Annotated in this window: 21 protein-coding genes and 1 pseudogene; 4 read left to right on the forward strand and 18 right to left on the reverse strand. The window is 60.0% G+C overall.

Translation table 11 applies throughout. The features are described from left to right. Window positions 1–18 precede the first annotated feature (18 nt). Entirely contained in the window at window positions 19–1,932 is a 1,914-nt protein-coding gene (locus A15D_RS12255) for an ATP-binding cassette domain-containing protein (protein WP_102792187.1), read from the forward strand. Window positions 1,933–2,340: 408 nt separating this feature from the next. On the opposite strand, the gene A15D_RS12260 is transcribed toward A15D_RS12255, so the two are convergent. Continuing rightward, window positions 2,341–3,510 (reverse strand): acetyl-CoA C-acetyltransferase, encoded by a 1,170-nt coding sequence (locus A15D_RS12260; protein WP_102792188.1) that lies wholly within the window; start codon window positions 3,508–3,510, stop codon window positions 2,341–2,343. A gap of 478 nt (window positions 3,511–3,988) precedes the next feature. Here A15D_RS12260 and A15D_RS12265 point away from each other — a divergent pair, with 478 nt between their 5' ends. After that, window positions 3,989–5,011: a lipid A deacylase LpxR family protein gene (locus tag A15D_RS12265; RefSeq protein ID WP_233192223.1), complete on the forward strand. Its 1,023-nt coding sequence runs from the start codon at window positions 3,989–3,991 to the stop codon at window positions 5,009–5,011. Between the two features lie 71 nt (window positions 5,012–5,082). Here the strand turns inward: A15D_RS12265 and A15D_RS12270 are convergent. The 12 genes and pseudogenes from A15D_RS12270 to A15D_RS12320 form a co-directional block, all read right to left on the reverse strand. After that, window positions 5,083–5,313, reverse strand: a pseudogene (locus A15D_RS12270) (YciI family protein); the annotation flags it as partial. Then, window positions 5,297–5,761, reverse strand: a complete 465-nt coding sequence (locus A15D_RS17360; protein ID WP_369825839.1) for a DUF6596 domain-containing protein — start codon at window positions 5,759–5,761, stop codon at window positions 5,297–5,299. The pseudogene A15D_RS12270 and the gene A15D_RS17360, both read right to left, overlap by 17 nt. A 40-nt stretch (window positions 5,762–5,801) precedes the next feature. Then, on the reverse strand, window positions 5,802–6,326 hold the full coding sequence (locus A15D_RS17365; RefSeq protein WP_233192225.1) for a sigma-70 family RNA polymerase sigma factor: 525 nt from the start codon (window positions 6,324–6,326) through the stop codon (window positions 5,802–5,804). 4 nt (window positions 6,327–6,330) lie between these two features. Continuing rightward, window positions 6,331–6,711 carry a sirohydrochlorin chelatase gene (locus A15D_RS12280; RefSeq protein WP_102792190.1) on the reverse strand — a complete coding sequence of 127 codons (381 nt, stop codon included), beginning with the start codon at window positions 6,709–6,711 and terminating at the stop codon, window positions 6,331–6,333. Between the two features lie 20 nt (window positions 6,712–6,731). Beyond that, window positions 6,732–7,643, reverse strand: a complete 912-nt coding sequence (locus tag A15D_RS12285; protein WP_102792191.1) for a histone deacetylase — start codon at window positions 7,641–7,643, stop codon at window positions 6,732–6,734. Between the two features lie 432 nt (window positions 7,644–8,075). Further along, the gene (locus tag A15D_RS12290) at window positions 8,076–9,434 is read right to left on the reverse strand and encodes an efflux transporter outer membrane subunit (RefSeq protein ID WP_102792192.1); all 1,359 of its coding nucleotides are present in this window, start codon (window positions 9,432–9,434) and stop codon (window positions 8,076–8,078) included. After that, on the reverse strand, window positions 9,427–11,361 hold the full coding sequence (locus tag A15D_RS12295; RefSeq protein ID WP_102792193.1) for a MacB family efflux pump subunit: 1,935 nt from the start codon (window positions 11,359–11,361) through the stop codon (window positions 9,427–9,429). The genes A15D_RS12290 and A15D_RS12295 overlap by 8 nt, the downstream gene beginning before the upstream one ends. Further along, entirely contained in the window at window positions 11,361–12,524 is a 1,164-nt protein-coding gene (locus A15D_RS12300; RefSeq protein WP_102792194.1) for an efflux RND transporter periplasmic adaptor subunit, read from the reverse strand. Before A15D_RS12300 ends, A15D_RS12295 begins: the two co-directional genes overlap by 1 nt. Before the next feature lie 145 nt (window positions 12,525–12,669). Further along, complete coding sequence (locus A15D_RS12305) at window positions 12,670–13,350, reverse strand: DUF4336 domain-containing protein (RefSeq protein ID WP_102792195.1); 681 nt, start codon at window positions 13,348–13,350, stop codon at window positions 12,670–12,672. A gap of 91 nt (window positions 13,351–13,441) precedes the next feature. Beyond that, window positions 13,442–13,657, reverse strand: coding sequence for a DUF3820 family protein (locus A15D_RS12310; RefSeq protein WP_031226472.1), 216 nt, complete (start codon window positions 13,655–13,657; stop codon window positions 13,442–13,444). A 4-nt stretch (window positions 13,658–13,661) separates the two neighbouring features. Continuing rightward, window positions 13,662–14,126, reverse strand: coding sequence for a hypothetical protein (locus A15D_RS12315; RefSeq protein WP_146026876.1), 465 nt, complete (start codon window positions 14,124–14,126; stop codon window positions 13,662–13,664). Next, window positions 14,117–14,758 (reverse strand): cation transporter, encoded by a 642-nt coding sequence (locus tag A15D_RS12320; RefSeq protein WP_233192226.1) that lies wholly within the window; start codon window positions 14,756–14,758, stop codon window positions 14,117–14,119. The genes A15D_RS12315 and A15D_RS12320 overlap by 10 nt, the downstream gene beginning before the upstream one ends. A 171-nt stretch (window positions 14,759–14,929) precedes the next feature. Between A15D_RS12320 and A15D_RS12325 the strand changes: the two genes are divergently transcribed. Further along, a complete protein-coding gene (locus A15D_RS12325) occupies window positions 14,930–15,331 on the forward strand; it encodes a helix-turn-helix domain-containing protein (protein WP_102792204.1) in 402 nt (133 codons plus the stop codon). Window positions 15,332–15,364: 33 nt separating this feature from the next. On the opposite strand, the gene A15D_RS12330 is transcribed toward A15D_RS12325, so the two are convergent. The 4 genes from A15D_RS12330 to A15D_RS12345 all read right to left on the reverse strand — a co-directional run bounded on the left by A15D_RS12330 (window position 15,365) and on the right by A15D_RS12345 (window position 20,339). Next, complete coding sequence (locus A15D_RS12330; RefSeq protein ID WP_199175905.1) at window positions 15,365–16,474, reverse strand: DUF1513 domain-containing protein; 1,110 nt, start codon at window positions 16,472–16,474, stop codon at window positions 15,365–15,367. A 51-nt stretch (window positions 16,475–16,525) separates the two neighbouring features. Continuing rightward, window positions 16,526–17,548, reverse strand: a complete 1,023-nt coding sequence (locus A15D_RS12335; protein WP_102792198.1) for an imelysin family protein — start codon at window positions 17,546–17,548, stop codon at window positions 16,526–16,528. A 10-nt stretch (window positions 17,549–17,558) separates the two neighbouring features. Continuing rightward, window positions 17,559–18,959 carry a di-heme oxidoredictase family protein gene (locus A15D_RS12340; RefSeq protein ID WP_102792199.1) on the reverse strand — a complete coding sequence of 467 codons (1,401 nt, stop codon included), beginning with the start codon at window positions 18,957–18,959 and terminating at the stop codon, window positions 17,559–17,561. A gap of 96 nt (window positions 18,960–19,055) precedes the next feature. After that, window positions 19,056–20,339 (reverse strand): imelysin family protein, encoded by a 1,284-nt coding sequence (locus tag A15D_RS12345; RefSeq protein WP_102792200.1) that lies wholly within the window; start codon window positions 20,337–20,339, stop codon window positions 19,056–19,058. 254 nt (window positions 20,340–20,593) lie between these two features. On the opposite strand from A15D_RS12345, the gene nhaD reads away from it, so the two are divergent. After that, window positions 20,594–21,823, forward strand: a complete 1,230-nt coding sequence (gene nhaD / locus A15D_RS12350) for a sodium:proton antiporter NhaD (protein ID WP_102792201.1) — start codon at window positions 20,594–20,596, stop codon at window positions 21,821–21,823. Between the two features lie 142 nt (window positions 21,824–21,965). Here nhaD and A15D_RS12355 read toward each other — a convergent pair whose 3' ends face one another. Further along, window positions 21,966–22,469: a GNAT family N-acetyltransferase gene (locus A15D_RS12355; RefSeq protein ID WP_102792202.1), complete on the reverse strand. Its 504-nt coding sequence runs from the start codon at window positions 22,467–22,469 to the stop codon at window positions 21,966–21,968. Between the last annotated feature and the right edge of the window lie 182 nt (window positions 22,470–22,651).

Genomic DNA, 22,651 nt, shown 5'->3' on the forward strand with positions numbered 1-22,651 from the left:
ATTATTGACGGACCCACCATGCTTTCTCTGGAACAGATCAACCTGCGCCGCGGCCCGGACCTCCTGCTGGAGGAGGCCAGTTTTGTGCTGCACAAAGGCTGGCGCGTGGGGCTGGTGGGCCGCAACGGTACCGGCAAGAGTTCGCTGTTCAAGCTTATCATGGGCGAACTGGAGAGCGACGGCGGCAACCTGAATTGTCCCAATGACTGGCGTCTGGCCATGATGGCCCAGGAAGTGCCGGCCCTGGCACAGCCTGCCGTGGACTATGTGCTGGACGGACACAAGGCCCTGCGCCGCGCAGAGCGCAAACTGGCCGACGCAGAAAGCGCCGGTGACAATCACGCCATTGCCGTAGCCCATGGCGAACTGGAAGCTCTGCACGCCTGGCAACAACCCGCCCGCGCGGCCACCTTGTTAGCCGGCCTGGGATTCAGCGAAACCCAGCAGCGCCAGCCTGTCTCCAGCTTTTCCGGTGGCTGGCGCATGCGCCTGAATCTGGCCCAGGTGCTGATGAGCGACGCCGACCTGCTGCTGCTGGATGAGCCCACCAACCACCTGGATCTGGATGCCATCCTGTGGCTGCAAAGCTACTTGATCCAGCAACCCGGGGCGTTGCTGGTGATCTCCCACGACCGAGCCTTTCTGGATGCCACGGTAAACCAGATCCTGCATATCGAACGGCAAAAACTGCATCACTACAGTGGCGGCTACTCCGACTTCGAACGCCAGCGCGCCGAGCAACTGGCGCTGCAACAAAAAATGCATGACAAGCAGCAGGCCCAGGTGGCCCACCTGCAAACCTTCATCCGCCGTTTCAAGGCCAAGGCCAGCAAGGCCAAGCAGGCCCAGAGCCGGGTAAAGGCGCTGGAAAAGCTCGAACTGATCGCCCCGGCCCATGTGGATTCCGGTTTCAGCTTTGACTTCCATATGCCGGAAAAGCTGCCTAACCCCATGGAAAACCTGGAACAGGTGCAATGCGGTTACCGCAACAATGAGGGTGACGTGGCCATCCTCAGCCAGGTCAGCCTGAGCCTGCGTCCCGAGTCCCGGCTGGGACTGCTGGGCCCCAACGGCGCGGGCAAATCCACCCTCATCCGCACGCTCGTCGGCGAGCTGCCGCCCTTGGCCGGGCGCTTTGAAAAAGACCGGGACCTTGCCGTAGGCTACTTTCACCAACAACAGGTCGACCGGCTGGATCACAGCGACACGCCCTACCAGATGCTGTCCCGTTTTTATCCCAAATGGAGCGAATCGCAACTGCGTAGCGAACTGGGCCGCTTCGGATTCCATGGCGATGATGTCTTTGCCCCGGTGGGCCGCTTCTCGGGTGGGGAAAAGTCCCGCCTGGCACTGGCCATGATCGTGCAGGAAAAACCCGCCCTGCTGGTACTGGACGAACCGGCCAACCATCTTGATCTGGACATGCGCGAGGCACTCACCCTCGCCTTGCAGGCCTTCGAAGGTGCTGTGGTCATGGTGTCCCACGATCGCCACTTGCTGGAAACCACTGTGGACGAATTCTGGCTGGTGGCCAACGGTGAGGTTCGCCGCTTCGATGGCGACCTGGACGATTACGCTCGCTGGTTGCAGCAAAACCGTAAGGACGGCAAACCGGTTCGTGAAGAAAAAACCGACGATGGCCTGGATGCCAAAGCCCGCCGCCAACAGGCCGCGCAAAAACGCGAACAGTTGCGGCCGCTGAAAAAACAGGTGGAACAACAGGAAAAACAGCTGGCGGAATGCGACAAACAACTGGCACAAGTCGAGCAGGCTCTCAGCGACGACTCGCTCTATACCGATGACGCCCGTCGGAACGAAATGAACGGCTTGCTCGGTGATCAGGCGCGCCTGAAAAAGCAGCACGATGAACTGGAAGGCGCCCTGCTTGACGCCATGGAAGCGCTGGAAGAAGCCGAAGCCAAACTGGACTGACGCTACCCGGTTTGCACCGCTTGAGTGGCATAGCGGCAAGGGACTCACTGGTGAACAGGACGAGACCATTTCTGCCTTTCGCGTCAGACATCTGACCAACCTGTTTTCCCACCAATCCGTGACGCACAAAAAAGCCGGCCCGGTTTTCACCGGGCCGGCTTTTTTTCGGTTCATCACGGATTGACGGGAAAAGTCCGATTTGATCCTCCCACCTATACGTAGGAGCGTCGCTCGCGGCGCGATAGCCCAAGCCTGGACAAACCACAGAGGGCACAGAGACCGCTGAGAAAAGACGGTCCTAAGCTCTGTACCCTCTATTGCTTTTAACGGTTCTGGTTATCGCGCCGCGAGCGACGCTCCTACAGCATGGGGCGTACCCTCAAACCTTTTTCGCCTTCGAGAAAAGCCTTACAGCACTTCCACGATAGTGGCATTGGCGGTACCGAGACCTTCACAGATCGCCAGAAGGCCGTACTTGCCACCACGACGCTTCAGTTCGTAGATCAGGGTACCCATCAGCTTGGTACCGGTGCCACCCAGCGGGTGACCCAGTGCCTGGGCACCACCATTCACGTTCAGTTTGTCGTAATCGGCACCCACCGCTTTCATCCAGGCCAGCGGCACAGAACCAAATGCTTCGTTCACTTCATACAGATCGATGTCACCGATGGTCATGCCCGCTGCAGCCAGCACTTTCTCGGTGGCCGGGATCGGGCCTTCCAGCACCATGGTCGGATCAGAGCCGACTACCGACATGGCGTGAATACGGGCCAGCGGCGTCAGGCCAAATTCTTTCAGGGCTTTCTCGCTGACGATCATCAGCGCAGACGCGCCATCGGTGATCTGGCTGGCATTGGCCGCGCTGATGTAGCCGCCGTCAACCAGCGGATTCAGTGCCTTGATGGCGGCCAGATCCGCTTCCCAACGAATCCCTTCATCTACCACGTGCTCTTCCTGGGAGCCGTCTTCCAGGGTCACGGTGATCGGAATGATCTCGTCCTTGAAACGGCCCGCTTCGGTGGCCGCTGCCCCACGCTTGTGGGAGTCATAGGCGAACTGGTCCAGCTCTTCCTTGCTCACGCCGTATTTCTCGGCCATGCGCTCGGCACCGTTGAACTGGCTGAAATGCTCACCCGGGTAACGTTTACTGATTTCCACGCCATCGAACGGAGACCCCATTTCCTTCACGGCCACCGCCGGAGAACCGATCGGCACCTGGCTCATGGATTCCACACCACCGGCGATGATCACATCCTGAGTGCCACTCATGACCGCCTGGGCCGCAAAGTGAATGGCTTGCTGGGAAGAACCGCACTGGCGATCGATAGACACGCCCGGTACGGATTCCGGCAGGCAGGAGCTGAGGATAGAGGTGCGAGCCACATTGAAGGTCTGCGGACCGATCTGGCTGACACAACCGTAGATCACGTCATCTACCTTGTCCGCCGGCAGGCCGGTGCGCTCGATCAGGGCATCGATAACCTTGCCACCCATGTCCGCCGGGTGAGTCTTGCTCAAACGGCCGTTCTTCTTGCCACCTGCGGTGCGAACCGCCGCTACGATATATGCTTCTGCCACCTGGGGCCTCCTCAATCTCTTGACTGATTACCACGGGAAATATGGGGTGCAGGCTACGATGGGGCTGCTCGCGGCTCAATGACACATTCGCCACCGGCGATGAGAATCCGGTCAGGAAATGGCCGCGTCCCGAGTGTTTTCCACCTCTTGTAAAATCTATAAAGTTCGAAAAAATCGATTAAAAGGCTCATCCCTTCGCGCTTTGTTATCGAACAGTCTGCCACCATTCTTGTCATCTCATTGCATGTACCACGGTACGACGCTGGCAGAACAACAATGCGCTCCACCCACAATCGCCCAGCAGTACGTCACGGCAACACGCCGCTTAATGACAGAGAACGGGTGATAACAAACCATGAGGAAAAAACGAAAAAAACCGGCTTTACCCCAAACCTGCGCAGCCCTGCTGACCACTGGGGCCCTGCTGTTAGCCGTCACGGCATACGCCGGGGAGCAGCAGCCACCACTGAGATTGGCCATGGTCGGCAACCCCGCCCACGCCCCCTATCGTCAACCCGTCTCCCAGACCGCGACTGAAAGCGAAGAAGACACCGGAAGCTGGTCCTTCACGCTGGATAACGATGCTCTGGTCCCCGGCAGCCGCGACCAGGACTACACCTACGGTTTAAGCGTCGCCGCCACCGGCACCAAGGCCCGGGATTTTGTGCTTTCTCTGGATACCCCGCTGGGCTGGATAGACCGCGCCATTGGCGTCGATGGCATTGGTAACACCAGTGAGCTTGGCCACAGTTTCGAAGCTGGCCTGTTCGGCTTTACGCCCGAAGACAAGGGCATCGCCGCTCCACAATATGACGACCGTCCGTATGCCAGCCTGTTATATGCTTCCAGCAGCCGCATTCAGGTCAATCCGCAAGACAAGGTCGCCTGGCACAGCACCCTGACCGTCGGTGCCCTGGGGCTGGATCTGGCCGGCAATCTGCAAAACAGTTTCCACAAGGCCATCGGCAGTGAACATGCTGAAGGCTGGAACCACCAGATCAGTGACGGCGGCGAACCCACCGCCCGCTACTCACTGGCGCGTCAGAAAACGCTGCCTTTCTCCACTGATAACCTGGAAGTCAAAAGCACCGTTGAAGGGTCTGTCGGCTATATCACCGAAGCGCGCTGGAGCCTCAGCTTTCGCGCCGGAAAATTGCGGGCCCCATGGTGGCAAAGCAACCCGGAGCTGGCCCGCTATGGCGAGCGCAACAGCACCAATTCCATGGAACAAGGCAGCGAGCATTATCTGTCGGGTGGTATTTCCCTGGTGGGTCGCGCCTACAATGTATTTCTGCAAGGACAATTCCGCGACAGTGACGTGAGCTACGATAGCGACGAGATCAACCACGCCATTGCCGAAGCCTGGCTGGGTTACACTTGGGGTTTTGGCGATGGCTATCGCCTGAGCTATGTCTTGCGCGGCCACACTTCAGAACTGAAGGAAGGGATGGGCGACCGCAACGTTCTGTGGGGCGGGCTGGTCTTCGCCAAGTCGTTCTAGCAACGGTTACGCCGCCCCGTTCAACACCGCGAAGGGGTCTGAGGCCAGCCCCACCTCGCGTTCACACAGGTTCAAAATTTTACCGCATCACCATAGGGCACTGCGTCCGATGATTCACCGTAGATATCCCGTACCGGGCGCACCTCGATACTGCCGTATCGGGCGGGCGGAATCTTGCTGGCCACACGAATCGCATCATTCAGATCACGGGCCTCGATCAGGTAAAAGCCGGCCAGCTGTTCCTTGGTTTCTGCAAAAGGACCATCCGTCACACTGACCTGACCGTCACGCACCCGCACGGTTAAGCGCGACTACCGGTGTGGGCATGTGTTGCAACAACACATCATAGAGCCCGACGATTTCGTGCCAGTCGGTCGCATCGCTGGACGGTGAGAGGGCATGCACGGCCGCAATGGCCGCCTGCAAGGTATACGGGCCGAAACGCTGACTCCGCAGGGCATGACGAATCAACTGATCCGCCCGCTGAATTTCTTCCTGATCCCACTGGCTGCGATCCTGCTCTTCCAGCAACACCAGCTCCCCATCGACACTCAGACGAGTATGGCGCCGTGCATGGTGCAGCAGCATCAGCGCCAATAATCCCATGGCCTCCGGCTGCGGTTCCGGCAACAACGCATTGAGCAATTCTGCCAGCCGAATGGCCTCTTCACTCAGATCCTGTCGCAGGGTGCTGTCGCCACGGGCCGACAGGTAACCCTCGTTGAACACCAGATAGATGACCTGAAGCACGGTCTTCAACCGTTCCAGCAACGCGTCACCTTACGGGACTTCATAGGGGGATGCGGGCATCACGAATCTTGCCCTTGGCCCGCACAATACGCTGGGCCACAGTGGGGGTCTTTTGCAGGAACGCGCTGGCAATATCTTCTGTGCTCAAACCGCACACTTCACGCAAGGTCAGCGCCACCTGCGCATCCTCTGCCAGGCCGGGATGACAGCAGGTAAAGATCAACCGCAGCCGGTCATCCTCGATGGCGGCATGCTCCTCTTCCATGGCCACCCTGGCCTGGGTTTCCAGCTGTTCGGCCTGCTCTTGCAAGAGCGCATTGTAGCGCGCCCGTCGCCGCAACTGATCAATTGCCTTGAAACGCCCGGTGGACACCAGCCAGGCTCTCGGCTTTTCAGGCAGGCCTTCCTGGGGCCATTGTTTCAGCGCCGCAATGAAGGCGTCCTGCAAGGCATCTTCCGCCAGATCGAAATCGCCGAGAAGACGAATCAAGGTAGCCAGCACCCGCCGCGATTCGGCCTGAAAAATCCGTTGAATTTGTGCATGGATGTCGTCCCTGACCGCCATGTCTTTACCCCTGTTCGGCAATATGGCGGAGCACCAGCGGCGCCAACCCCCTGGCGTTGCCGAAGTAATCCAGCAACTCGATGGAGAGGTCCGGGAACCGCGCCCGGGCATCCTCGATCTGGGCGGGAATGTCCCGGCCTACGTGTTTGCCCTTGTTGAAGAACAACGGGTACAACTGCACCGTGGTCACCGGCTGGTGCTCCAGTTGCTGGATCGCCTCGATCAGGGAAGGAAACGCCAGTTCAAGAAAACAGGGCAAAACGGCCACATATTCCTCGCCGGCGGCGTGGGCGGATTCTGCCACTGTCTCCACCAACGCGCGAAATTCGTCGTTGGCAGTATCACTGCGGCTGCCATGGGCCATGATCAACAGTGCTTTGGACATGGGAACTCCTTGAGTGGCGACTACGGGGACGAGGCCGCTATTGTGGCCGCTTCCTCAATCACGATGGCGTGACGGCGCGCCAGCGCATCACGGTCATCATCGTAGCCGCCACCTATCACCGTCGCCACCGGAATATGCCGGCGACGACAACGCTCGATAACACCGCGGTCCCGGTCAGCGATGCCCTGTTCGGAAACAGCCAGACGCCCCAGCGGATCCTGCGCATAAATATCCACCCCGGCATCATAGAACACCAGATCCGGCTGCAGCTGATCCAGCAAGCGCTCCAGGGTATCGAACACCACATCAAGATAATCACCATCGGTCATTCCCGGCGGCAACCCCACATCCAGATCACTGTGCATTTTTCTGACCGGAAAATTTTTCTCGCAATGAATCGAGCAGGTAAATGCCCGCGGCTCTTGCGCCAGCATGGCTGCCGTGCCGTCGCCCTGATGCACATCGCAATCAAACAGCAACACGGTTTCCACAGCCCCCCGGGCGAGCAATTGCTGCACCGCAAAGGCTTGGTCATTGAAGATGCAGAAACCGGAACCGAAATCGTAATGGGCATGGTGAGTGCCTCCGGCCAGGTGACACGCGAGGCCATGCTGGAGGGCCAGCTGCGCCGTCATCAGGGTGCCCATGGGCGCAATGCAGGTGCGCTTCATCAACCCCTCGCTCCACGGCAAGCCCATGCGCCGTAATGCCTTGCTCTCCAGCGTGCCATTCACCATCGCAGACACATACTGTGGACAATGGGCCTGACTTAACAACGCAGGCTTTGCCCGGCTGGGACGAAATTCATTGTCGCCACGGGCAATCCCCTTGCTGCGCAGATACCCCTGCAGCAGGGAAAATTTTTCCATGGGAAAACGGTGTTTGCCGGGAAAAGGGAAACTGTAGTCGGGGTGATACACCAGAGGAAGCACGGGCTATCCGGGAACGCAGAAAGATTCCCATATTCTGTCGATTCGAGCTGCCACCGGCAAACCGTATCAAAGAAAGACAGAGGGCACAGAATTTCACCTTCCCCGGTGATCTCTGTGCCCTCTTGGGTCAAGGAATCGCGAAATAACCCCTCAGGATTCCTCCGCTGCCCGGCCCCCTTCTAGGGAGCCTCTGAATAACTCCTTGCATGCTCAGTCTTCCAGGCTGATTCACAATCTAGGCGCACTTTTGAAGGCATGCTGATTGCCTGTCGAGAAAGTGCAACAACGAGTGTGGATCAGCCTGGAAGACCCGGAGGGCGACGCCTGAAGCGCCCATCAGCTGCGCCTTGCCTCTTGAAAAGGGAGCCACCCTTCCCTTCGAGACAAGACACAACTGCTGCACGCTTCAGGCCACGCTGAGTACGCAAGGAGTTATTCAGAGGCTCCCAGCACCCGGTACAGCGTGACGCGGGACTGGTACTGGTTATAAATCAGCTCCAGGCTGTTCTGGCGGGCATTGTTGAAACTGCTTTGCGCACTGAGCACATCGGTGAGTTCGGTTTCACCTTCCTGATAGCGCACCTGCGCCACCCGGTAGGCTTCCTCCGCCTGGGTGTAGGCTTCCTCGCGATACTGCTGCTGATCGGCCAGCGCCTGCACATTGCTCAGTGACTGCTCCACTTCCTGCAGAGCCACCAACAAGGTACCGGTGTAGCTTGCCACCTGTTCCTCCCAGGCGGCCTTGCTCTGGTCGATCCGGGCACCGCGGGCGCCACCGTCGAACAGGGTCTGGGCCAGCGAGACACCCAGGCTGTACACCGCATCACCGTTGAACAGTGACGACAGGGCACTGCTGGCATAACCGCCGCTACCGGTCAGGGTAATGGAGGGCCAGTAATCAGCCCGGGCCGCAGCCACGGAATAATCCGCGGCCATCAACCGCGCCTGGGCCTGAGCGATGTCCGGCCGCTGGGCGAGCACCTGATCCGGCAAGCCGGCCTGAATCTCTGGCAGCTGCAAACCGTCCAGGGTGCCTCCCCCCACCTGAAATACCTGAGGCATTTCCCCCACCAGCACGGCCAGGGCATACCGACTCTGCCGTAACTGGTGACGCAGGGACGGCAGCTGCGCCTTGGCGTTGGCCACCACGGTTTTCTGTTGGGCCAGATCCTGCGGCGAGACCGCACCGTTTTCGACTTTGGACTCGACCACATCGAGCACCTGCTGGGCGAGTTTCAGGTTTTCTTCAGACAGGGCCAGGTTGTCTTGCAGGTACAACACCTGCAGATAGGTATTCACCACGCTGGCGATCACCGTGAGTTGCACCGTATCGCGACTGAACTGGCTAGCCAGCAAAGAGGCTCGCGCCGCATCCCGGCTGTTGCGAATCTGTCCCCACAGGTCCAGCTCGTAACTGGCATTCAGCGACGCACTGTAATTGTCCGTGCTGCCGCTTTCGCCGAACACGCCACTGCGGCTGCCACCGGCGCGTAACCCCAAGGTGGGAAACAGGGCTGAGCCTGCCTGGGTCAGTTGCGCATCGGCCTGCTCCACCCGTGCGGCCGCGGCCAGCAAATCAGTATTGGCGGCCAGCGCCTGATCCACCAGCTGGTTCAGTTCCTGGCTGTTGAACTGCTGCCACCACTGCGGATGGTTGATCATCGCCTCACTGGCTTGCTGCTGGTTGAGCCATTGCTCCGGCATGGCTTGCTCCGGTGCGTCAAGACCGGATGTCATGGCACAGCCGGACAGCACCGCCACACACATCACACATATCATTTTCTTAATCATTACTGAGCGCCTCCACAGGATTCAGGCGCGCGGCCTTCAGGGCAGGTGCAAAACCGAACAGCAGACCAATGCCCGCTGCACACACAAAGGACGCAACCATCACCGGGACGGAAAACACAATCGCCATGCCTAGCAGTTCCAGCAACAGGCCGACAAGGACACCGATCACCACACCGACCACGCCTCCCAGCGCGGATACCACGACGGACTCGGTGAGAAATTGCTGGAGAATATTTCGCTGTCGTGCGCCCGTCGCCATGCGAATACCGATTTCATGAATCCGCTCGGTGACGCTGACCAGCATGATATTCATCACCCCGATCCCGCCGACCAACAGGGAGATGGCGGCAATCGAGCCGAGCAACATGGTCAGGGTGTTCTGGGTTTCCGACACCATGTCCAGCAACGAGGCCATGTTGAATACACGTACATCCTCGCGACCGTGACGGGCGGTCAGCAATGCCACCGCAGCCTTTTCGGTGGCATCAATTTGCGAGACATCCTCCACCGCCAACGTGATGGAACGCAGATAGCTTTGACCGAATAACCGGAGGGTCCCGGTCGAGAGCGGCACGATGACCACATCGTCCTGATCATCACCCCAGTCCGTCGCGCCCTGGCTGCCCATCACCCCGATAACCTGAAACGGAATGCTGTTAAGCATCAAGAACTGGCCGATCGGATCGCTATCGGGAAACAGGTTGGTCTTTACCGTTTGCCCGATCACCGCCACCGGGGCATAACTGTTCATGTCCTGCTGACCAAAGAAAATGCCCGACACGGGCTGCCAGTCACGCAGGGAAGGAAAATCTTCACTGACGGCCTGCACACTGGTAGACACATCCTTGCCGTTGGCGCGGGCAGTCACGTTACCGGAAATCTCCGGCACCGCAGTGCGAATATTGGGTAACTTTTTCAGCGCCTCGGCATCCTCCGGCACCAGTGTCGCAATCACGCCGTCAGCGACCCGTTGCTGGCCCCGGTCCGGACGGATCACCAACAGGTTGGTGCCACGGTCATTGATGCGGGCGACCACGTCCTGCTTGGCGCCTTCGCCGATGGCCAGCATCACCACCACCGCGCCAACACCAATCACGATACCGAGCAAGGTCAGCACGGTTCGCATCCAGTTGGCACGCAACGAACGCAACGCCATGATCACCGCCTCCAGCACTTCGCCAAGGTCAGGCAATGCCGACTCGCGCGGCGGGCTGGACACCGGCTGGGCACGTTCCTGCTGATGGGGTTGATGACGGGTGTCGTTGATCACATCACCATCATGAATTTCCACCACCCGGTCAGCGTGGGACGCCACTTTGGCATCGTGGGTAATCACGATCACCGTATGGCCCTGCTCGGCCAGGCTGCGCAGCTGTGCCATCACGGCTTCACCGCTGACACTGTCCAGTGCCCCGGTGGGCTCGTCGGCCAGAATCACCTTGCCGCCATTCATCAAGGCACGGGCAATGGAGACCCGTTGCTGCTGACCACCGGACAACTCGTTCGGGCGATTTTCCAGACGCTCTTCCAGTCCCAGACTGGTCAGCAATGCCTGTGCACGCTGCTTGCGCTCTTCGCGGGACACCCCGGCATAAATGGCAGGCAGTGCCACGTTCTCCCAGGCACTGGCCGTCCCGATCAGGTGATAACTCTGGAACACGAAGCCGAACATTTCCCGGCGCAACCAGGCCAGCTGTTCGTGGTCCATGGCCGTGACCGCCTGGCCGGCAAAACGGTACTCGCCGTCACTGGGCTGATCCAGGCAACCCAGAATGTGCATCAGGGTCGACTTGCCCGACCCGGAGCTACCCATGATGGCAACGAATTCACCGGCTTCGATGGCCAGGTCAATGCCGTGCAGTACCTCCACATCCTGCTCCCCGGCGGGGTAGCGCTTGCGGATATTGCGCAGTTCAATCAACGCCATCAGAACAGTCCCCGACGGCGCGGGCGATCATTATCCTGCGACGGCCCCATGGCCGGACCAGCGGCCCCCAGCACCACGGTGTCACCCTCTTCCAGTCCCTCGTTGATGACGATGCGCACGCGGTTATTGATACCCGCCTGTACCGGTTGATCCTGTGGCTCACCCTTGCCATCGAGCACCTGGACTTTCCACTGCCCGCGCCCGGCACGTTTCACCGCCGCCACCGGCAGGTTCAACACATTTTCCGCCGCATTCACCACAAAGAAGACCTGGGCCGTCATACCGGACATGAGCCGACCCTGATCATTGCCCACATCAAACTCTGCGGTGTACAGCACCACATTGTTGACCACTTCCGGGGTCGGCAATACCTGCCGCAAATCGCTGTCATAGCGCTCCCGGCTATTGCCCAGGGTATTGAAATACACCGGCATGCCCGCCCGCAGGCGATGCACATCGGCCTCTGACACCTGGGTGGAAATGGTCATGGTGGACAGATCCGCGATACGCATCAGCGTGGGCGTGGTCTGGTTGGCGTTCAGGGTCTGGCCTTCGCGGGCCTCCATGCTCACCACCGTACCGCTGCGCGGGGCATAGATTCTGGCGTACCCCAGGTTCGCCTGATCCCCTTCCACACTTGCCTGTTTCTGTCGCAGCTGGGCTTTGAGCACCTTGATTTGGGCCTGGGTAACCGTCAGCGTCGAGCGGGCACTCTGGAAAGCATCCTCACTGGTGGCATCAGCACCACGCAGGCGCTCCTGACGCTGATACTGCAATCGCGCCAGCTCCAGTTCCGCCTGACGCTGCTCCAGCTGTGCCTGCAGGGATTCCAGCTCGGCCAGTCCGGCATCCACCTTGGTCTGTTGCACCGAGGCGTCCAGCTCCGCCAGCAATTGCCCTTCTTCTACGGTATCGCCCACATCCACATGCAGGCGAGTCAGCTGGCCAGACACCTGGGCACCCACATCCACGTAATCTTTAGGCTCGAGAGTTCCCAGTGCCGTCACCAACTCTTCCACATCGCCCCGCTCCACAGTAGCGGTCTGCCACTGTATTTCAGGAGACGACGCGAACCCCCATCGCCATCCCATAACCAGCAACAACACAATCAGAACCAGCGACGTAACAGACGTTTTCGGGTAACGGCGAATCCAGGCAGCCATGACATTTCCACACACCATTAATGACGGTGGGAAATATAGCCGAAAAAGGTGCAAACAATGTGGAGAGAGCGTGCAAGCCAGAGGCCGGCAAGAAGGACAGGACAAGCGACCGCGCCTGACGGCAGTCGCTGTGCGTCAGGGTCGGCTACAACAGCCAGCGTAAACCCAGATACAGCGCGTTGCGGGCATGCTCGGTGATCACCTCACCGTGAGACAGACACAACCGCTCCGTCGGCCAGTCCAGAATGCGAGTGACACTGGCCCGCGCCTTTTTGCGATTCAGATACACCAGCCGCAGTAGCGGGTGCCAGCCCGGCTTTTTCCACAACCCACCCAGTTTCAGGTACCAGCGCGTCACGCCATGATCACATTGCTGGAAGTTTTCGATCAGGTCCGCCGCGATCAGGGTCTGGCTGGCCACATGGAAAAACACCGTCTCGTGAATCATGGAGCCGTCGATAAAAACCAGTTCAAAATCCTGGCCCCAGTCCGGGTGCGGGGTTTCAGACAGGGTCGCATCAAAGGTCAGGTCCTTGCGCTTGCTGACCAGCTTCGCCGGGCCATGCAACAGCGCCTGCGGGTAACGGGCTTTTACCTCACCCGCATAAACATGATGGAACAGGTTAGGGCAAACGATGTGGGTCACGTCGCCCTGTGCCGCCAGCTCCTCTGCCAGGGCATCATCCACCGGAATGGGAGAATGCAGCAGCAAACCGCCAGAGGACAGTTTCACCACCGTCATGCGCGCGCCGACATGAAGCCCCATGAAGGCATGAGGAACCGCAACGTGCCAGACGGACTCGGTAAGCGGTTGCAATCGGGACATGCTCTGTTTCCTTTTTAACGGTGTGAAAGCCCAGGAGCTAACGCCTCACCGGGGCTCGGCATTGCCATGCAAGCATGGCTCCAGCAGTCTCTCAGGCACGCAGCGGATCCAGCAGTTTTTCCGTGCCATCCATTTTCAGCATCAAGGCCAACGCCATGTAACGCCCCAGTTCGCCCTTCGGAAAACCCTTGTCGGCAAACCACAGCAGGTAAGGCTCTGGCAGGTCGATCAGTACCCGCCCCTGATATTTGCCGAATGGCATGGTGCGCTCGACCAAGGCTTTCAGGTCTTCGTGTTTTAAATCCATGGAATCAGCATTGACGATAACGGCGACGTAACCGGCGATGACGATGCCGGAAGAATAGCTGCACCATAACGCGACTCAATCGCGGACACCAGCGAGGTGTAAACGTCAATTGATCGTGTACTACACAGCCCTGCTGGTCACGTTCAAGCCAACGCTCGTGGCGCCACAGCACCATGCCCGTCATGGGCGAAGCTTCGACAAACCCCTTGCCTGTCATCAGCCGCTCCAGCGTCAGCATCGATACCCCCACAGGAATACAACAAAACGCCTTGAGCGAGCTGCCAAACAGTGGCTTGCCCGGCTGCCACGCCCTATCTTCCAGACTCCTCACCCCGTCCGGGGCCCCCATGGACAGCCATGGCCACATCTCTGCATTGATCGCGTCCATGTGGGTAATATCCGACCACAGGCGCTCGGCCAGCACCGGTAGCCGGGACGAAAACCGCAGCTCCATGTTCATTAATGACATGCCCCATGAGACACATCTTCGCGATTTGCCTGCCGCAAGATCGACACCGCACTGTGGGTAAACAGGGCCGCAATCACCCCTGCCACCAACAGGTCCGGCCAGCGACTGTCTGCCCAAATCACCAGGCTGCCAGACGCCAGCACCGCCAGATTGGCGATGGCATCATTGCGTGAGCACAGCCAGGCCGAGCGGATATTGGCATCCCCCTGCCGGTGACGCAGCAGCAACACCGCGCTGACCACATTGGCCACCAGCGCCAGCGCCGCAACGCCCATCATGGTTTCGCCCACTGGCTCACTGCCCTGCACCAGCGCCCAACCACTGTTGGCCAGCACCAGTACGCCCATTACCAGCAGGGACCAGCCCTTGATCCGCGCCGCCCGTAACCGCCAGGTGAGCGACTGGCCCAATGCCCACAGGGTCAGGCCATAGGTGCTGGCATCACCGAGAAAGTCCAGGGCATCGGCCTGCAAAGCCCGGGAATCCGCCAATACCCCGGTGGTGGCTTCCACCCCGAACATTACCGCATTGATCCATAGCACAACCCACAACACCCGACGGTATGCGGGGGCCTGGGGGGCGCTCAGATCGGTATCGCAACATGCCATGCCTGTCTCCTTGTTCTGATTCACTCTGCCCCCATTAAAAAAGCTATAGTGACTACAGGTTCAAGGCTTTTCTTTGGTTCATCGCGGGCGAGAAGAAAGGAAAGTGGCCAGCTTGAAAGTCTGACGTCTGACAACCAGCTTTTCCTAATCCGCGACGCACCTTTTCATTGTCCTGCTGGAGGCAGCATGAGCACCCTGTTTTCCATTGGCACCCTGAGCAAGGTCACCGGCTGCAAGGTGGAAACCATTCGCTATTACGAGAAGATCGGGCTGATGCCAGAGCCGGCACGCAGCGAAGGGGGGCAGCGACGCTATCAACCGCGTCACCGGGAACGGCTGGGCTTTATCCGCCACAGCCGGGAGCTCGGCTTTACCCTGGACGATATTCGCGAACTACTGGCACTGCGCGAACAGCATGGCCATGCCGATGCCATTGCCCGCCGCCACCGCCAGGCCGTGGAGCAACGCATTCGCGCCCTCTGCGCCCTGCGCGATGAACTGGACCGAATGATTGAAGCATGCGCCCACGGCCATCAGGGGGAATGCCGCGTGATTGAAGTCTTGAGCGATCACAACGAGTGTGCGGGCGAACACTGACTCCGCCAGTCCCACCACAAAAAGGCGGCGACGTCAGCTAAGCCACAGGTGGTTGTCCCACCAGCCGCTGGGCAAGTCCAGCCATTCACTGGTCACGGTGGCCCCCCGGCAATCAAAGTGCCGGCAGCGCCCCTGCCCGGAGGTCACGGCAAAGCCGCTGGGCACCACCCCAACCCCGGCACAATCCGACATGGGGGTATCCACCACCGTCTCTGCGGTATCCAGATCCCAGACAAAGAACCGGTTCGCCCGGGGGGCCGTCATGGCCACCAACCGTTGTTCGCTGTGGATGGCAATACTCGCGGTGTACTGATTCATCATGGCCAACTGTTCTGTTGCCACCGGGAAGGTCTGGTAGGGCTGTCCCGGACGCTTGATCGCCAGTAAGGGCACACTGTCCCAGGCCGGGCCCTGGTACTGCTGGCCGGAGACCACCGTGCCATCATCGGCCACAGCCAGGTGACGAATGCTGTTTTGGCGATGTTCGGGGGTTTCCTTGCTGAACCGTTCGCCGTGGCGATCCATGATCACCAGGCTGGGCGCCATGGCATCCAGGTTCATTTTCTCGCGGCTGTCGCTTTCGGTACGGATACCGCCGTTGGCAATGACCAGCGACTCCCCATCCGGCATCCATTTCAACTGGTGCGGCCCCACCCCATGGGTGGGCACCTCGCCATCACGGACCAGCCGCAGAGCGTCCAGATCCAGCCGGTAGCGGCCCAGCACTCCGCGGCCGGGGTCGCTCAGATCATTCTCGGTGGCATACAGCCACTCGCCTTGCCGGTGAAACACTGCATGGCCATAAAAGTGCCGCTGCGGTTCGCTGTGCAGGGTCTGCACCAGAGTCCCGTCACGCAGGTCGATCAGATAACTTTCCCGAGAGGGACGGCGACCCACAAACAGGGCCAGCGGCAAAAACGGATGGCGGGTAATGTCATGGCAACGCTCGCGCACCGGCGTGGCGAACGCTTGCTTGCCATCGAGAAAATAGCCCGCGCAATAATGCTGACCGGCATCATCATTGCGTGCCGACAGCAGCAACGGCGACTGCCCTCGACCCTGCCAGAACGACCAGCCCCCCACGGCAGCCACCCCGGCCAGCGCCGCCCCGGCGCTCAATAATGTTCGTCGTGTCAGTGGCATGACTCTCTCCCGCCTGGCCCATGGAACCGCACCGAAAAACGTGGCGCGGAATCAATCTCCGTCGTTGGCGTTAAAGCCGATCTGGATACCCAGATCACTGGCCAGCTCGGCCTGTTGCAGGGTTTCCAGGGTATCCAGACTGCGATACAGGTCCTGGAGTAACGGCTGATTGGCCGGATCCTGTACCAGCTCGAACAACGGCGCCGGCAATGCCTCCAACTTGTCGCGGGTCTCGGCATAGGCTTGATCGATCTTGCCTGCCAGCTCGCCATCACTAACCAGTGAGCGCACCCGCTCCCACACGGCCTGGGCTCCTGCCAAAGAGGCCTGCAGGCTGGCCACCGATTGCCGGCTGCGCCAGGCCTCCGCCTGATACGGCTGGGCCACCCCCTGATTCAGGCGCCCCATGGGGGTGCCCAGTTTTTTCTTGAGCACATCCACACCGGTGATCTGCACGCGTAACACACCGCCCAGGGCTTCTTCAGCGCTGGCGTATCGGTCATTGGGGAAATCCGTTAGCTGGGCCAGCATGCCACCGGCCTCCTCCCACAGTGCCATCACCTCGCCTGACAAGCCCTGCTGGTGATGGGCAATGCCCATCAGCATCGGGCAATAGCGTGCCTTGTCCGCCTGCAGATCCACGCTGTCATCAAACAGCACGTATTCAAATGCGGTGAGCCCTTGCACCACCACACTGGCGCCATCAAGCGCCTGCTGGGTGAGCGGATCATGACTGTCGAGCAAGGCCTCGGCCTGCTGCGCAACCATGTTGCGTTTGTCCGGGTAGAACTGCACCTGCCAGCTACGGTTGCCTTCTGACAGCGGCCCCACCATCAGCGGCTGCAGGTAAGACCAGCCCTGCTGGCTGGCCATAAACGCCTGCGCCACTGAGGCACGCTCAGCGTCGCCCTCACAGAATCCCTTTACCGCCTGAACCAGTGCAGCATTACGGTCATGCCACTGCTGATGGGCAGGTAACAATACTTGCTGCGCCAGCTGGCTGGTCACTTCCTGTCGGGGGTTGCTGCACGCCGCCAGCAGGACGACACAGCCAAGCACAATCGCACTACGCATGATCCACTCCTTACAACGAATTCAGGAACGCCAGCAGCGCGGCACGCTGCTCGGCATCAAAGGTCAGCACCTGATCCCGGGACGCGGCCGCTTCTCCGTCATGCCACAGAATCGCTTCCATCAGGTTACGGGCACGGCCGTCATGCAGCAGCTGGGTATGCCCGTTGACCGCCTCGGTAAGGCCGATCCCCCACAGCGGCGGGGTGCGCCATTCCTGGCCATTGGCCAGGAACTCCGGGCGACCATCCGCCAGCCCCGGCCCCATGTCATGAAGCAGCAGGTCGGTGTAGGGGCGAATGGTCTGATTGGCCAGCTCCGGCTCGGCGGCCTCTGCGGCGGTGGTGTAGCTGGGCACGTGACAGCCCTGGCAGTTGGCCTGGAAGAACAGGGTCTTGCCCGCCAGCACCTGCGGATCCCCCACATTACGGCGGGCAGGCACGGCCAGGTTACGGGTATAGAAGGTCACGTTGTCGAGAATGCTGTCGCTCACCTCTGGCACGCCGCCATGAGGCAGCGCCAGACATTCGGTCTGGCTGGGAGCGCAGGAATCCGTGGGCACCAGATGGCTGGTCAGCCCCATGTCGTTGGCAAAGGCTTCCGCATTCTGCTGGCGCAGGCTGGGCTGGCCGGCCTTCCAGCCAAAGCGGCCGATGCGGGTAGTTTCAGTGGCCCGATCCCAGACCAGATTGGCGCGGCCACTGATGCCATCGCCATCGTCATCTTCAGGATCGGCATGGGCCAGCAGGTCTTTGTCACTGATCGATTCCAGCAGCCCCAGTCCAATCACCGGTGGCGCGATACGGGCGGAAAACAAGGTAGCGGGATGCATCTCGCCGTAGGCCAGATTGCTGAACGTCAGCTTCGGCTTGCGCAGCGATACTTCATGGCCGTCCGCAAACGTCATCACCACCGGCTCATAGTCCACCCGCACCCGACCTTCCGGTTCGATACCGGGAATCGCCGCATCCTGGAACTGGCCGCCATAGTGAGGCTCGGGCAGCAACCCACTCTGAGTCAGATCATCTGCCTCTCCGGCCGGCACCGACAAGCGCACCAGCATCGACACCGCCTGCTTCGCGTCCGGCCCCGGCGGGTGGCCGCGGCCATCCTTGATATGGCAGTTCTGGCAGGCGTTGGTGTTAAACAGCGGACCCAGGCCATCACGGGCATCGGTGGAGGCCGGTGCGATCACCCAGGGGTTACGGAAGAAGCTGTTGCCCACACTGAAATCCAGCCGGCGGGACGGAGACAGGTTCGCCAGCGGCAACGAAAAGGCGTTGTGGTCGGTCTTGGTGACCGTGGCCTCCCCCGCTGACAGGTGTTCGCCTGGTTCAGCCTCGGTAAAGGTGGGGCCGGAATCGCAGGCGGCCAACAGGGCGATCAGGGGCAAGGTGGGCAGCAGATAACGCAAGACACTCTTCCTTCAGGAACCAGGGGATCAGGCGGCCACAGCAAAGCGCCGCCCAAAGGGCGGCGCCATCTTACCAGATCTTAAAGAGAATCGTTTTCAGAACTCGTGATCGGCCGTGTCCGGGTTCAACGCCTGAATGTTTAACACCAGCGCGGCCTTTTCAATGCCCGTGGTCTGGGTTACCAGGGAATCAATAGCCGCGTTCACAGTGGCGGCGCCTTGCGCATTACCCGGTGCAATCAGCTGATCGAAGTGAACGCCATTGTTGGCACTGTCCACCAGAGCCTGCAGGGCCGCTTCACTGGCCTCAAAAGCCTGCTTCAGCTGACTGTCCACCGCCGGGTCATTGGCGGCGACCAGATCACTCAGAGAGGGCCCGCTGAGGGTCTCCCCATTGACCTGCTGATACTCCCCCAGATACACGTTCTGGATGCCCTTGCCATTATAGAAGTGCGAAAAGTGGGTGTTGTCACTAAAACAATCGTGCTCGTCTTCCGGGGAGTGTGCCGCCAGCGCCACCTTCATGCGCTCACCCGCCAGCTCACCCAGAGACAGGCTACCCATGCCGAACAGCATTTTGCGCAGGCCATTTTCCGGGGTGTCCGCCAGCAATTCGGCGCGATAGTTTTCCTGTTCCGGCTGCCATACGGCCACCATGGTTTCCAGGTCACTGATTAGCAGATCCGTCACCACCTGAAGGTAGGCACGGCGACGCTCGTTATTGCCACCGGTCGCTTCCTCGCCCAGCGCGAAGTCCGTGGCCGGACGCTCGCCCGCCCCTGCCTCGGTACCGTTAAGGTCCTGGCCCCAGAGCAAAAACTCGATGGCGTGGTAGCCGGTGGCCACATTGGCCTCGGAACCGCCCAGCTCATTCAGGCTGGCCAGCAGGTCCGCATTCAGGTCGGTCAGGTCCAGGCGCTCCTCACCAATGGTCAGCGACTCACTGGCAATGATATTGGCGCGGGCACCAGGGTTGCCCATCACCGCCTGATAGCTGTCGTCCACATAATCAATCAGCCCTTCATCCAGCGGCCAGGCATTCACCTGCCCTTCCCACTCATCCACCACGCTATTGCCGAAACGGAAGACCTCGGTCTGCATGTAGGGGACCCGGGCATCACGCCAGGCGGCACGGGCCGCCGCCAGATTCTCTTCGTCCGGAGAGTCCAGCAGGGTGTTGATGGTCGTCTGCAATTCGCGGGCTTGCGCCAGTGCATCGCTGTAACCGGCCAGCGCCAGGTCCGCATAATGGCTGATCACGTCCCGAGCCTGGGCCGCTTCATACGGGGCGGCCTTTTCTTCCACCTTGGGCTCATCGCTACAGGCAGACAGGAACAGGGAGGACAGCATCAGCCCCCCGGCGGCAACACGGGTCAACATAGGAATTCCTCAATATGCGTGAACAGCAAAACGGGCCTTGGCCCCCAACAGGGGCACATAATGCGAATTATTCTCATTTTTTTAAAGGGGCAGCGACGAAAAAATGCGCACTGGCACGCAACCAGGGGCCACTTTCATGGCAGGATTCGGGCCTATACAGGGAGTATTATAGTGAACTGCATTCACAAACACCCTAGAATGGCGCCGCGCTCCCCCTGCTGCCCTGCAGCCCATTACCTTGCGAGACGCCCCTCATGACCACCATTCTGCTGATCCTGGTGGCGCTGGGCTTTGTGTCCATCGTCATCGAAGATATCGTCCATATCGACAAGGCCAAAACCACACTGTTCTTTGGCTCCTTTGCCTGGCTGCTGTTTTTTATCGCCCCGCCCGGCCACCTGAGCCACGAAGCACTGATGGAGAGCCTCAACGAAAACCTGCTGGATATCGCCACCTTGTGGCTGTTCCTGATGGCCGCCATGACCTTTGTGGCCTACCTGTCCGGCAAGGGCATCATCGACAGTATCGTCAACAAACTGCTGCCCTCGCGCATCAGTGAACGCAAACTGATGCTGCTCACCGGTCTGTTTGCGTTCCTGTTCTCGTCCATGGCCGACAACATTACCGCCACGCTGGTGTGTATCGCCGTGCTCATGAACCTGAACCTGCCGGCCAAAAAACTGCTGCGCTACATCGTGCTGGTGGTGTTCTCGGTGAATGCCGGCGGTACCGCACTGATCACCGGCGACGTCACCACCCTGATGATTTTCCTGGCCGGCAAGGTGGAAATTCCCGACCTGCTGATGCTGAGCCTGCCCGCCGCCGGTGCCGTGGCGGTCCTGGCGGTGATGCTGTCCTTTGGTCTCAGCGGTGACGTGCAGATCGAAAAGCAGAATACCGTCATCGATCGCGGCGACAAGGTCATCGCCCTGCTGTTTTTCGCCACCATTCTTGGCACCATTGCCGCCAATGTGGCCTTCGGTATTCCACCGGTTCTGTGCTTCCTGTTCGGCCTGTCACTGATGTTCATGGTGGTGCAGTTCATGAACAAGGATGAGCCGATCCTGGAATACATCCGCAAGATCGAATTCGACACCCTGCTGTTCTTCCTCGGGGTACTGCTGCTGGTGGGGATGCTCAAGGAACTCGGCATGCTGGCCTACTTCCCGGCACTGTACGACGCGATGCCACCGGTGGCGGCCAACTTTATAGTGGGCATGGCATCAGCCCTGTTCGACAACGTGCCGCTCACCGCCGCCCTGCTCAACTCCGGTATCGAAATGAGCCTGGCGGAATGGCTGTCGCTGACGTATTCGGTGGGAGTGGGTGGCGCCCTGCTGGTGATCGGCTCCGCCGCCGGGGTGATCGCCATGAGCAAGGTGGAAGCCCTCACCTTTGGCTCCTACCTGAAATACTTCGGTTATCTGCTGGTGGCATACAGTGTGGGATATGTGGCGGTGTTGGGGCTTGGGACGTTGCTATAAAAATCAGCAGCGAGCTTCAAGCTACAACGCGAGCCGGTGCAACAGATGTGGAAATGAAATGCCCGCGCTCAAATGCTTCGGCGCGGGCAAAGAGATGGATAACACACATGACTCTTTCGCGTTGAAGCTTGTAGCTTGCGCCTCAAACCTGAAACGCCGGATGGTAATGCACGTCTGCATCCGGCCAGGTACCGTTCAGCAATAACGCCTGAAAGTATTCCGCCGGCACACCGGCCAGGCGCAGCAACGGTGTAGCGACAAAGCCGAACCGCTTGTACCAGTTGGGGTCACCCAACAGCACACAGCCATGGGCACCCTGTGCTTTCAGGGCATCCAGCCCCGCCAGCACCAGCTGGCTGCCAACGCCTTTGCCCTGCCATTCCGGTAAAACCGACACCGGCCCCAACCCGTACCAATGACTGGCACCACTGGAAAGCGTCACCGGGGAAAAGGCAACGTGCCCCACCAGCTCACCATCCATCTCCGCAACCAGCGACAGGGACAACACCCCCTCGTCACGCAGGGCATCGACGATAAAAGGTTCGCGCTGGTCACTGTGGGAAACGTTGACGAACGCCTCTGCAATCAGTGCATGAATCGCCGGGATATCGTCGGGGATTTCGTCACGCAGGTGAAAGGCTGTCATGGGCACTCCAATTTTTCGCGGTCAGCTTCCCGCCTTGACCACCCCTTTGCGACGGTTAGCGAAGCAAGCTGCGGAGGGCTATGCCTGCATGGCGAATCGAGCGACAGCGAGGCCCTTTATTACAGGCGCTCTGGAATCTCTACCTCGCCCAGGCGAGGATCGCCATGCAAGCATAGCTCCCA

This window comes from Alcanivorax sp. MD8A (genome assembly GCF_002888555.1).
Lineage (GTDB): Bacteria > Pseudomonadota > Gammaproteobacteria > Pseudomonadales > Alcanivoracaceae > Alcanivorax.

Excerpts from the sequence above, each read along its gene's own strand:
- A15D_RS12315 (WP_146026876.1), bottom strand. The coding sequence starts at position 14,126 with ATGTCATTAATGAACATGGAGCTGCGGTTTTCGTCCCGGCTACCGGTG.
- A15D_RS17365 (WP_233192225.1), bottom strand. The coding sequence starts at position 6,326 with ATGGCGGTCAGGGACGACATCCATGCACAAATTCAACGGATTTTTCAG.
- A15D_RS12310 (WP_031226472.1), bottom strand. The coding sequence starts at position 13,657 with ATGGATTTAAAACACGAAGACCTGAAAGCCTTGGTCGAGCGCACCATG.
- A15D_RS12330 (WP_199175905.1), bottom strand. The coding sequence starts at position 16,474 with ATGCCACTGACACGACGAACATTATTGAGCGCCGGGGCGGCGCTGGCC.
- A15D_RS12300 (WP_102792194.1), bottom strand. The coding sequence starts at position 12,524 with ATGGCTGCCTGGATTCGCCGTTACCCGAAAACGTCTGTTACGTCGCTG.
- A15D_RS12295 (WP_102792193.1), bottom strand. The coding sequence starts at position 11,361 with ATGGCGTTGATTGAACTGCGCAATATCCGCAAGCGCTACCCCGCCGGG.
- A15D_RS12355 (WP_102792202.1), bottom strand. The coding sequence starts at position 22,469 with ATGACAGCCTTTCACCTGCGTGACGAAATCCCCGACGATATCCCGGCG.
- A15D_RS12335 (WP_102792198.1), bottom strand. The coding sequence starts at position 17,548 with ATGCGTAGTGCGATTGTGCTTGGCTGTGTCGTCCTGCTGGCGGCGTGC.
- A15D_RS12290 (WP_102792192.1), bottom strand. The coding sequence starts at position 9,434 with ATGATTAAGAAAATGATATGTGTGATGTGTGTGGCGGTGCTGTCCGGC.
- A15D_RS12280 (WP_102792190.1), bottom strand. The coding sequence starts at position 6,711 with ATGTCCAAAGCACTGTTGATCATGGCCCATGGCAGCCGCAGTGATACT.
- A15D_RS12265 (WP_233192223.1), top strand. The coding sequence starts at position 3,989 with ATGGTCGGCAACCCCGCCCACGCCCCCTATCGTCAACCCGTCTCCCAG.
- A15D_RS12305 (WP_102792195.1), bottom strand. The coding sequence starts at position 13,350 with ATGTCCCGATTGCAACCGCTTACCGAGTCCGTCTGGCACGTTGCGGTT.
- A15D_RS12255 (WP_102792187.1), top strand. The coding sequence starts at position 19 with ATGCTTTCTCTGGAACAGATCAACCTGCGCCGCGGCCCGGACCTCCTG.
- nhaD (WP_102792201.1), top strand. The coding sequence starts at position 20,594 with ATGACCACCATTCTGCTGATCCTGGTGGCGCTGGGCTTTGTGTCCATC.
- A15D_RS12345 (WP_102792200.1), bottom strand. The coding sequence starts at position 20,339 with ATGTTGACCCGTGTTGCCGCCGGGGGGCTGATGCTGTCCTCCCTGTTC.